Origin of the sequence: Bacillus sp. AP8, from assembly GCF_000321185.1 — a bacterium.
In the GTDB taxonomy this organism is placed as follows: Bacteria; Bacillota; Bacilli; order Bacillales; family DSM-1321; genus Bacillus_AD; species Bacillus_AD massilioanorexius.
In genome coordinates this window covers 1-9300 of record NZ_CAPG01000007.1, presented here as the reverse complement: position 1 = coordinate 9300, position 9300 = coordinate 1, and the positions used below count along the sequence as shown (strand labels likewise).

Sequence of the window (9300 nt, the reverse complement as noted above, 5' to 3'; positions counted from 1 at the left end):
TTACTTTAATATCAAGGGCTGAGGTCAGCTCTTTTTTGTTATGCAGCTAACGGTGCAGGATAGCTCAATAAGCTTGTATGTCATTTACTAAAGCTAATAAAGAAATATTTAATTTTTTAGTACTTAATGTGTATTGAAATAAAAAGAAGACCATTTAAAAATGGTCCCTGTATTTGAAATTAATCAACTTACTTTTTTTGTGATATTTCTAAGTATTTCTCAAAGTTGTCGTTAAATCTATACAGTTGATTATTTATACCACCGTTATCATCAGTACTGTTTGATTCTCTTATAGCGCTAGCAAGATTATTCAATGAAAATAAAATGGCGATGATTAGAATAATTAAAACAATCATTAAGCCACGAAATTGATTTTGATTCAATGAATTTGCCCTCCTTTTATGATTTCACTAAATTATACCAGAGGTGTAATTATTTAATGAGATGAATCTAATTTAAAATGATGAAAATATCAGGTAAATCAATGCAGAAGAGCAGAGTTGTTATATCAATAGTTTCTTGTTATTCAACAAACGAAGCAGATTAGTTGAAAAGAGATAATTAGTATATGCCATAAGATAATATCCAAAACTCAATACTTTACTAATCATTCTAAATAGTGTAATGTTCTTTGTAGAACGTTCGGTCTAAAAAGGCTTTTAGAGATTTATTCTTTAGGGAGAAGGAATTAAGATGGCTAGAAATAAAGAATTTGATGAAAAGGTAGTTCTAAAAAAAGCGATGGAACTTTTTTGGAAGCAAGGATATGAAAAAACATCTATGCAAGATTTGGTTAACCACATGGGGATCCATCGTAGAAGTATATATGATACATTTGGTGACAAGTACTCGTTATTCTTAGCTTCTTTAAAATCTTATGAAGTGTTTGTTGCAGAAGAATTAACTAAAATTATAAGCAATTCTTCAACAGTGAAGATAGCTATTAGAAAGATTTTTGAGTATGTAGTCAATTTAGCTGAATTAGAAATCTATCCAGCAGGTTGTTTTGCAGTTAATACAGCTGTAGAGTTGTCTTTGTTAGATAAAGATATACAACATTTAACTACTAAAATGTTTAACGATACAGAAAAGTTATTCAATAAACTTTTAAAAGATGGGCAAAATAAAGGCGAACTTAAAAATGATTTAAATACTCAAGTTACTGCTCAATTTCTGCATAATAACCTTATTGGTTTAAGAGTATTAGTTAAAACCAATTATACAAAAAAGGAATTAGAAAGCATTATCGATTTAATTTTGAAAGTGGTAGAATAGCTTTCTTTTTTCTTTCCCCATTCTAGAATGTTCGTTCTAAAAAAGGTTTTTTTATAAAATAAAAAATTTAAGGAGAATTTATATGACAACATTTACAATTCCAACAGAATCAACATTTATTGAGGCGAATGGAACACGATTTGCATATAGGAAATTTGGTGCAGAATCAGGTACACCTGTCGTATTCCTTGTTCATTTTAGAGGGACGATGGAAAATTGGGATCCTAACATGCTGGCTCCAATTGCAAAAGAAAGACCAGTGATCCTTTTTGATAATAAAGGAGTTGGAGAGACAAATGGTAGAACACCAGAAACGATAACAGAAATGGCACAAGACGCTGCTACATTTATCAAAGCACTTGGACTTAACCAAGTGGATCTTCTAGGTTTCTCAATTGGCGGGATGGTGGCTCAAGAATTAGCCTTACAAGAAGGACACCTCATTCGCCGCATTATTATAGCTGGTTCGTCTCCAGAAGCTGGAGTAAATCCAGATCCAGTAATATTTGAGAGAATGAATCGTCACGGAGGAAATGTAAACGATGCTTTAGATGATTTCATGTTCTTCTTCTATCGTTCAACTGAAACTAGTAAAGCTGCTGGAATGGAGTCTCTACAACGAATCATGAATCAGAAACAGGTTGAAAGCTCAGATCAAGTACAAGCAGCTCAACTAAAAGCCGTTGCAGAATGGGCCCAACCGAAGACTAATCATAATTACGATTGGTTGCAAAACATTCCTCATCCGGTGCTTGTGACCAATGGTATTGAAGATGTAATGGTACCAACAAAAAATAGTTATATTCTAGCTGAGAATTTACCAAATGCACAGCTGATTATCTATCCTGATTCTGGTCATGGACACCTGTTTCAGTTCCCAGAATTATTTGCTGAGAATGTTAATTCATTTTTAGATGCTACAGCGCTATAAGTATCATAACAAACAAAAAAGGAGATTGATTATGAGTAAGCTATTTGATGAAGTGCGTATTGGAAATATTTCTTTAAAGAATCGTATAGGCATGGCACCTATGACAAGAAGTCGTGCCTTAGAAGATGGTACACCTAGTAATTTAGCAGTTGAGTATTACGGTCAACGTGCGTCTGTTGGCTTAATTATAAGTGAAGGTACTCAACCTTCTGATGATGGGCAAGGGTATACAAATACACCAGGCATTTATACTAAGGCTCACATTGAGGGATGGAAAAAAGTAACGTCTAAAGTTCACAACGAAGGAGGTAAAATATTTATTCAACTGATGCATGTAGGGCGTGTATCCCACCCAGATAACACACCACATCACCGTCAAGCCATTGCTCCTTCAGCCATTGCTCCTGATGTGGAAATTTTCACTCCTCAAGGAATGAAGCAAGTTCCTACTCCTAGAGAGTTAACAGAAGGAGAAATAAAAGATGTAATCAATGAATTTCGTTTGGCAGCACGAGCAGCCATTGAAGCTGGTGCCGATGGTGTCGAAATTCATGGGGCTAACGGTTACCTAATTCAGCAGTTCCTAAGCGAAAACTCTAATCATCGTCAAGATGCGTACGGTGGTTCAATAGCAAACCGATCTCGATTTGCTATTGAAGTAGCTAAAGCGGTTGTTGAAGAAATTGGGGCCGAACGTACGGGTATTCGTTTTTCACCTCAAGGTACACTAAACGGTATAGAAGAGGGAGAAACAAGTATTGAGATGTACCATTATCTAATTGCAGAGTTAAATAAGCTCAAGCTCGCCTATCTACACGTCATGCACTTTGGAAATGAACCATTACTACAAGAAATACGTAAGCTTTGGTCACAAGCACTTCTTGTTAACCGAGCAGGACGCCCTTTAGATAAATTAACAGTAGACTTGGATAATGAACTTGCTGACGTTGTAACTGTAGGGACTTGGTTAATCGCAAACCCAGATTTTGTGAAGCGCTTGAAAGTCAATGCACAATTAAACGAACCTGACCGAAATACAATGTATGCGGGTGGTGCGGAAGGATATACAGATTACCCGTTCTTGAATGAAGAACATGAATAAAGATCAGCAGTAACAAAACTTCCTCTAAACGTGTTTTAGTTTAGGGGAAGTTATTATTCCTTAAAGGATGAAAAGGGAATCGAGAATCGATACAACCTAAGGAACAAAGAAGTAAGTCAGCGGTAATTTCATTCAGGTAAAAAGGAGTTTTGTGATGAGAGCATTTGTAATAGAAGCATACAAGAAAGAGCCTACTTTTATTGATCGACCAGTACCCAAAGTAAGCAATAATGAAGTATTAGTTAAAATACATGCAGCGAGTATAAACCCACTTGATACAAAAATACGTAAGGGCGAATTGAAGCTACTGCTGCATTACGATATGCCATTGACATTAGGAAATGACTTTGCGGGAACGATTATTGAAGTGGGAAAAGATGTAACAAAATTCAGTGTAGGCGATGAAGTTTATGGTCGTCCCCGCTCTAACAAGATTGGCACATTTGCAGAGTACCTATCAGTTCATGAAGATGATATTGCTATAAAACCTAAAAATCTTAGTTTTGAAGAAGCTGCATCTATCCCTTTGGTTGGTTTAACTTCTTACCAGGCTCTTTACGACATCTTGAAGGTTAAAAATAATCAAAAAATCTTAATTCATGCTGGCTCTGGTGGCGTAGGAACTTTCGCTATACAACTTGCAAAAGAAATGGGAGCCTATGTTGCTACTACAGCTAGTGAGGGATGCAATTTAGCAAAATCACTTGGTGCGGATGAAGTTATTAATTATAAAACAGAAAAATTTGAAGAAATTATAAAGAATTATGATGCAGTGATTGATAGTATTGGGGGAGCAACGTTAGAGAAGTCATTTTTGACAGTAAAAAAAGGCGGGAAGATTGTTTCAATCTCTGGTACCCCAAATGGTCGTTTTGCAAAGGAAATGGGACTGGGGTCTTTTAAAAAAATGTTACTCTCATTAGCAAGTGCTAAGTTAACTAGTTTAGAAAAAAAGCACGATGTGGAATACACTTTTCTTTTCATGAAGCATAGCGGACAACAGTTACAAGTATTAACAGAACTTTTGGAATCAGGGAAGATTAAACCAACGATTGATAAAATCTTTACATTTGAAGAAGCTACAAAAGCAATTGAGTATGTAGAAACTGGAAAATCCAAAGGGAAAGTAATCTTAACTATCGCAGGGCAGCAGAATAATAGTAAGGAAAAGATTACTCTGCCTTAAATAAAGGCAATCTAAATAACCATAGCCAAACAAAATAATTAGATATAAGTAAATTCATATAAGTTGTTTCGTAATAATATTGTCTATTAAGCTAAAGGGCAGCTTTAGTTGAATAATGATGTTCAAAAATCGGGCGCGTTTATTTGGGAACGCGTCTTTTTCTTTTAAAGGGCTAGATTGTTGAATAACATTCTTTTAAGAAATGTTGCCAAACGACGCTTTGGGAATCTTAAACACACTGAAATACAATAAATACCATTTGTGTTATTATTGAACTGATTCTTAATTAATGTGAAATGGGGTGGAATGTTGAAAAAATATTTTTACATTAGCATTTTACTAGGGGTATTTGCTTTATCAGGTTGTACTGATGATAAGGTTGATACTACAAAGACAGAAGAAGAAGCACCGATTCTTTTAAACTTAACGCAAGAACAAAAAGAAAATTATTACAATCAATATTTAGAGATTTTAGAAGACATACGTGTTGAGTATCCATCAGCGAATATGGAAATTAAGCCTTTAGACGAATATCTTGATGAACATTGGATTGAACCAGAAGAACTAAGAGAAAGAGTAATTGATTTTTTGGAAAACGGTATAGTTTATTACAACAATGAGTTATAAAGCATACAAAATAAACCTAATAAACGTTCCCAAATGCAAGTTTGGGGACACAGAAAAATGAACTTCAACAATCGGGCGCGATTGTTGAATAAGGATACTTTTCTTTTTTCTTAGCAACAATCTTTGAGAAAAGAGCTTTTAAAAAAGAGGAGAGCGCCTAATTAATTGAGTTTATTGAAGGAAAAGTTGACTGCTGGATTAAGATGCTTCAGGTATTTTTAATGTAACTGTATATCCTAAACTTTCAAGTCTTCGTAAGGAATGCCGAACAATTGATAGCTCTTTCTGCTTGTCAAAGTAGTCTTCGCCTAAGTCTACATACATTTCTTTCCGAGTTAAGAGATAATAGGAGATTCTTAACATGGCATGAGCGACGACAATTCCTGCTCGTTTCTTACCTTTTCGTGATGCTGTACGCCGATACAATGCACCGAGATAATTTTTAGATCCTCTTACAGAATGAGCGGCTTCTGTTAATGCTGATCTTAAATACTTGTTTCCTTTTTTGGTTTTAGATGATTTCCTTTTTCCAGCGCTTTCGTTATGTCCAGGAACCAATCCTGCCCAGGAACACATATGGGCTGCACTTGAAAATTGATTTTTAATATCAGTTCCAATTTCAGATAGAATTTGCTCAGCCATTCTTGTAGCGATGCCAGGAATAGAATCTAGTCGTTCAATATCTTCTTGGTAGCTACTTACTCTTTTAGCCACTTCTTCATCTAACAGTACAATTTGCTCAGTCAGAAAATCAATGTGTTTTAAAATGGTTTTCAACATGACGTTGATGCGAGTTAATATATCCTTTTAAAGCGAGCGCAAGTTCTTCTTTCTTCTTTTTCATTGTACGTCGAGCAAAGTTTGCTAGTTTTTCAGGATCATCTTCACCTTCGGCGATAGCATTAAGCATGTCTCTAGCTGAAACCCCCATTACATCTGACACAACAGACCCTAATTTAATGTTCGCTCCTTCTAACACCTTTTGGATTCGGTTATGTTGGCTGGCACGTTCTTCAATGATACTCCGACGATAGCGAACTAATTCACGTAGTTCCCGTTGATTTCGATCTGGGATATAACTAGCTTTGAGTAATCCATGACGAAGAAGTTTGGCAATCCATTCTGCATCTTTGACATCTGTTTTGCGTCCTGGAACTGCCTTCATATGTTGGGCATTCACAACTAAAAACTCAATATCCTCAGCCTCTAGTAAATTAACAATAGGTTTCCAGTATACACTCGTACTTTCCATGGCAACATGTGTACATTCATGTTGCTTAATCCAGTCAACCAACTGTATTAGAAATACGGTTTTAGTGGAAAACGTTTGAATCTCCTTTCCTTTTGGTGTCATAATACATGCAGTAATATTGTCCTTATGGACATCCATACCACATGCTCGTTTAATGACTACATCCATTGAAACCAACCTTTCTACGGCTCTCATTATTAATGGAGGCTGGTGCAGCAACCAGAATAGGATTAATCTACCATGTGTGCTTCCCGTAAGGGAGCGACAGTCAGTGGTGCACCGTGGTCGTTGGAGTCAGACTAACGGATGGGCTCTAACGCACCATAGTTCATCGACCTTCCTCGCCAGCCGTAGAATCAGTATTGACGGTTTTTCACCATTTTCATTCTCTGTGGTGAAGCGCTGATTTTTGCGCTTCATGGATGGCTAACGGGTGCTTTCCTTCCATATCAAGAGCTGTGATCAGCTCTTTTTTGTTATGCAGCTAACGGGCAGGTTCGTATTATATAGTTCAGCCAGAACTTTCTGGTTGAACTTTTTTTATATAGATTTAATCTATCAGTAGCCAGGGTAGAACGTACGGGGCAGTGGGACCAATATGGATCCCGTCGGCTAAACTGTTCACCCCCTACTAGTAGAAATATGTTTGAGGCTGGTTGGGACTGCGATCTCGTATAACAAGCGAAGCTATAATACTACTTGGAGGAATAGGGGTTACTGGTGAATGTATCAGAGGAGGAGAAAGAATGAACCCAGTTGTGGGTATAGACGTAGCCAAAGAAGAGAGTGAAGTACAGGCTTTTTTAGATAAAGCAAAGCCATATGGGAAGAGTTTTTCAGTTAAGCATAATCGTGAAGAGCTAGATGAGTTGATAAATATCTTAGGGGAAATTAAATCACTGGCAGGACAGATGCCTGTGGTTATTTTAGAATCAACAGGACATTATCATACGCCTATAATTCAATGCTTAGAAGAGAACGAAATACTTTATATTTTGTTGAATCCGATTATTTCTCATCAAGCAAAGAAATCAAGTTTAAGAAAGGTGAAAACAGATGCATTTGATGCCTATCAATTGTGTGTTCTTTACTACAAAGAGGAGTTTGAACCTCAAAAAAGGAGAGGAATACAGCTTCTGAACCTTCGTAATTTATCAAGACAACAAGAGATACTGACAAATATGTATGTGGAAGCGAAATTGCATTTTCATACGATCTTGGATCAGGTTTTTCCTGAATATAGGAAGGTTTTTGGGGATCTATTTTCGAAAGTGTCTTTATCGATATTAAAAGAATATCCAACTTCGGAGAAGGTTTTAGAGACTGGCGAAGAGGAACTAGCAGAACGAATAAGAGGATATTGTCCAACTCGTTCTATTCAGTGGGCAAAAGAAAAGGTAAGAAAACTGATACATTCAGCTTCTCAAAATCCTTTTCAGAAGGTGCGTTATGAAAGCCATCTTATTAATCTTAATATGTATATAGACATACTATTTCATTACCAAGGACACCTTTCAGATTTAGAGAGTCAGATGGTATCCTTGGCGAATGAAATAGAAGAATATAAGATTATCCAATCAATCCCTGGCATCGGAGAAAAAATCGCGGCAACGATTATTTCAGAAATAGGAGAAATTGATCGGTTTAATCACCCTAAGAAATTGGTGGCCTTCGCTGGAGTCGATCCAAGTGTCTACTCATCTGGAAAATTTACAGCGACGACGAATCGGATAACCAAACGAGGTTCTAGCAGGCTAAGGCACAGTTTGTATCTAGCTGTTTTATGTGGAATAAGGAGTTCCAGAAATAAAAAGCTTAAAGAGTTTTATGACAAGAAAAGAACAGAAGGAAAGCCTTCGAAAGTGGCGATTGTCGCCTGTATCAATAAGCTTCTTCACTGGATTTATGCTTTATTAAAAAGGAAAGAATGTTTCCTAGATATAGCTTAGAAAGACTTTTTAACCACATAAAGAAAAACCTTCCATAAGATAACTGGAGGGTTATTTGGTATGCCTAAAAACAGTATAGCATAAAAATTTTTATGTTTAAGAGAAAGATATTGACATCCTATTAGCTGGTTTAGCGACATAAGAAGTATTACGCAGTAGACAAAAAACTGTGAGGTAATTAGAAATGAAAAAGACCTTAACCCTCGGTCTTGTTATTATTTTCTTTCTCTTCATATTGAACTTGATGCTTGGTATCCTGTATTTGATTATCTTGTTGTCTAACACCACTTTTAGTTCCCATTGTGATTTCATCATAAGGTGTGTATCTATTTGAAGGCATTGATTTCTTTTTAATCATCCGATAACAAATATAGCCTATTACAGAAATAACGAATAAAGTATAAACATATGCCATTTAAATCACCCCTTAAATAGTTTACTTACTACTCTATTCTATTATAGCCCATAATATTCCTTTATCCATAAATAACAAACCTTACGAAAACAGCCTTTTACTTTTATAAACGTAAGGACTGAACAGATTGATTAAGTAAAAGCAACTGAGTTTGTGAAGGAATATACTTAAACTATCGGGTGCGTTACTTTAATAAAAGGAGCTGTGATCAGCTTCTTTTTGTTATGCAGCTAAAGGTGCAGTTTAGCTGTTTAAGATTTTATGTCATTTACTAAACAAAATAATTATTGTGTTTAATAGATGGTGGTCTTTATTGGAATATTAAATTAATAGGAGTCCAATAGAAACTGATAAACAAAGTAGTGCAGTAATAAAGCTGGTTATTTTAAAAATAATTAAGCTCAATTTGTATGGTAGAAACTTTTTTAAAGAATCAAATAATATGAATGGTATTGAAAAAATTAAACTATCTGATGGAAAAAAGTCAGATGGAAGCATTTCTTCCTTTGAGTTGAATCTTTTAAAAGTTAAATAGAAACTTCTACCCTAGCTACCATTAGTAT

8 protein-coding genes and 1 pseudogene are annotated in these 9300 nt (G+C 35.6%); 6 read left to right on the top strand and 3 right to left on the bottom strand.

From position 1 onward, the window contains the following. Nucleotides 1-188 precede the first annotated feature (188 nt). Nucleotides 189-383 carry a hypothetical protein gene (locus BN349_RS01185; RefSeq protein WP_019240438.1) on the bottom strand — a complete coding sequence of 65 codons (195 nt, stop codon included), beginning with the start codon at nucleotides 381-383 and terminating at the stop codon, nucleotides 189-191. Nucleotides 384-693: 310 nt separating this feature from the next. Between BN349_RS01185 and BN349_RS01180 the strand changes: the two genes are divergently transcribed. The 5 genes from BN349_RS01180 to BN349_RS01160 all read left to right on the top strand — a co-directional run bounded on the left by BN349_RS01180 (nucleotide 694) and on the right by BN349_RS01160 (nucleotide 5121). Beyond that, on the top strand, nucleotides 694-1275 hold the full coding sequence (locus BN349_RS01180; protein ID WP_019240437.1) for a TetR/AcrR family transcriptional regulator: 582 nt from the start codon (nucleotides 694-696) through the stop codon (nucleotides 1273-1275). A gap of 82 nt (nucleotides 1276-1357) precedes the next feature. After that, nucleotides 1358-2206 carry an alpha/beta fold hydrolase gene (locus tag BN349_RS01175; RefSeq protein ID WP_019240436.1) on the top strand — a complete coding sequence of 283 codons (849 nt, stop codon included), beginning with the start codon at nucleotides 1358-1360 and terminating at the stop codon, nucleotides 2204-2206. Between the two features lie 31 nt (nucleotides 2207-2237). Then, a complete protein-coding gene (locus BN349_RS01170; RefSeq protein ID WP_019240435.1) occupies nucleotides 2238-3308 on the top strand; it encodes an alkene reductase in 1071 nt (356 codons plus the stop codon). A gap of 154 nt (nucleotides 3309-3462) precedes the next feature. Beyond that, the gene (locus BN349_RS01165; protein ID WP_019240434.1) at nucleotides 3463-4494 is read left to right on the top strand and encodes an NADP-dependent oxidoreductase; all 1032 of its coding nucleotides are present in this window, start codon (nucleotides 3463-3465) and stop codon (nucleotides 4492-4494) included. 306 nt (nucleotides 4495-4800) lie between these two features. Continuing rightward, complete coding sequence (locus tag BN349_RS01160) at nucleotides 4801-5121, top strand: hypothetical protein (protein WP_148335402.1); 321 nt, start codon at nucleotides 4801-4803, stop codon at nucleotides 5119-5121. A 198-nt stretch (nucleotides 5122-5319) separates the two neighbouring features. Here BN349_RS01160 and BN349_RS23020 read toward each other — a convergent pair. Then, nucleotides 5320-6541 (bottom strand): annotated as a pseudogene (locus BN349_RS23020) (IS110 family transposase). A gap of 578 nt (nucleotides 6542-7119) precedes the next feature. Here BN349_RS23020 and BN349_RS01150 point away from each other — a divergent pair. After that, nucleotides 7120-8322 (top strand): IS110 family transposase, encoded by a 1203-nt coding sequence (locus tag BN349_RS01150; RefSeq protein ID WP_019240432.1) that lies wholly within the window; start codon nucleotides 7120-7122, stop codon nucleotides 8320-8322. Between the two features lie 196 nt (nucleotides 8323-8518). Here BN349_RS01150 and BN349_RS01145 read toward each other — a convergent pair whose 3' ends face one another. Then, nucleotides 8519-8737: a DUF3951 domain-containing protein gene (locus tag BN349_RS01145; RefSeq protein WP_019240431.1), complete on the bottom strand. Its 219-nt coding sequence runs from the start codon at nucleotides 8735-8737 to the stop codon at nucleotides 8519-8521. Nucleotides 8738-9300: the final 563 nt, after the last annotated feature.

Excerpts from the sequence above, each read along its gene's own strand:
- BN349_RS01180 (WP_019240437.1), top strand. The coding sequence starts at position 694 with ATGGCTAGAAATAAAGAATTTGATGAAAAGGTAGTTCTAAAAAAAGCG.
- BN349_RS01175 (WP_019240436.1), top strand. The coding sequence starts at position 1,358 with ATGACAACATTTACAATTCCAACAGAATCAACATTTATTGAGGCGAAT.
- BN349_RS01170 (WP_019240435.1), top strand. The coding sequence starts at position 2,238 with ATGAGTAAGCTATTTGATGAAGTGCGTATTGGAAATATTTCTTTAAAG.
- BN349_RS01165 (WP_019240434.1), top strand. The coding sequence starts at position 3,463 with ATGAGAGCATTTGTAATAGAAGCATACAAGAAAGAGCCTACTTTTATT.
- BN349_RS01160 (WP_148335402.1), top strand. The coding sequence starts at position 4,801 with ATGTTGAAAAAATATTTTTACATTAGCATTTTACTAGGGGTATTTGCT.
- BN349_RS01150 (WP_019240432.1), top strand. The coding sequence starts at position 7,120 with ATGAACCCAGTTGTGGGTATAGACGTAGCCAAAGAAGAGAGTGAAGTA.
- BN349_RS01145 (WP_019240431.1), bottom strand. The coding sequence starts at position 8,737 with ATGGCATATGTTTATACTTTATTCGTTATTTCTGTAATAGGCTATATT.